This window comes from Pseudorhizobium endolithicum, from assembly GCF_902153245.2.
In the GTDB taxonomy this organism is placed as follows: domain Bacteria; phylum Pseudomonadota; class Alphaproteobacteria; order Rhizobiales; family Rhizobiaceae; genus Neorhizobium; species Neorhizobium endolithicum.
Genome location: NZ_CABFWF030000011.1, coordinates 128,984 through 129,948, shown reverse-complemented (window position 1 = coordinate 129,948; position 965 = coordinate 128,984). Strand labels below are relative to the sequence as shown.

The following is a 965-nucleotide window of genomic DNA, read 5'->3' as shown; positions in this document are numbered from 1 at the left end:
GCGCCCAATCTGCTTTACCGGTGGCGCAGGCTCTTAAGCGAGGGAGGTGCTGCAGCCGTGGGTTCTGACGAGCCGGTTGTCGGCAATTCGGAAGTGAAGAAGCTGGAGGATCGCGTTCGCGAGCTGGAGCGCATGCTCGGCCGCAAGACGATGGAGGTCGAAATCCTCCGCGAAGCACTATCCAAAGCAGACTCAAAAAAACGGATATCGCGGCCGATCTTGTTGCCGAAGGACGGTTCCCGATGAAGACCGTCGCCGACACGCTGGGCGTTTCCCGTTCCAACCTCGTCGAGCGCCTGAAAGGCAGATCAAAGCCGCGCGGGACCTATCACAAGGCCGAGGATGCAGAGCTTCTGCCCACCATTCGAAGGCTGGTGGATCAAAGGCCAACCTATGGCTATCGGCGGATCGCCGCGCTCCTCAATCGCGAGAGGCGAGCCGCCGATATGCCTGTCGTCAACGCCAAACGAGTTCATCGCATCATGGGCAACCACGCCATGCTGCTGGAGAAGCATACGGCCGTTCGCAAGGGCCGCATCCATGACGGCAAGGTCATGGTCATGCGCTCGAACCTGCGCTGGTGCTCCGACGGGCTGGAGTTCACCTGCTGGAATGGCGAGGTCATTCGTCTCGCCTTCATCATCGATGCCTTCGACCGGGAGATCATCGCCTGGACGGCCGTCGCCAACGCGGGCATCTCCGGCTCGGACGTACGCGACATGATGCTGGAGGCGGTCGAGAAGCGGTTCGGCGCAACGAGAGCGCCGCAATGCTATTGAGCGTCTCTCGGACAAGGGATCGGCTTATACAGCGCGGGACACGAGGTTGTTCGCCCAGGCGCTCAATCTGACGCCTTGCTTCACGCCGGTAGCCAGCCCTCAGTCGAATGGTATGTCCGAGGCGTTCGTCAAAACCCTGAAGCGGGATTACATCCGCATATCGACTATACCGGACGCCGAAACGGT

At 60.7% G+C, this 965-nt stretch carries 1 pseudogene; it reads left to right on the top strand.

What is annotated here, in order from left to right:
- Positions 1–965, top strand: a pseudogene (locus tag RTCK_RS08650) (IS3 family transposase); the annotation flags it as partial.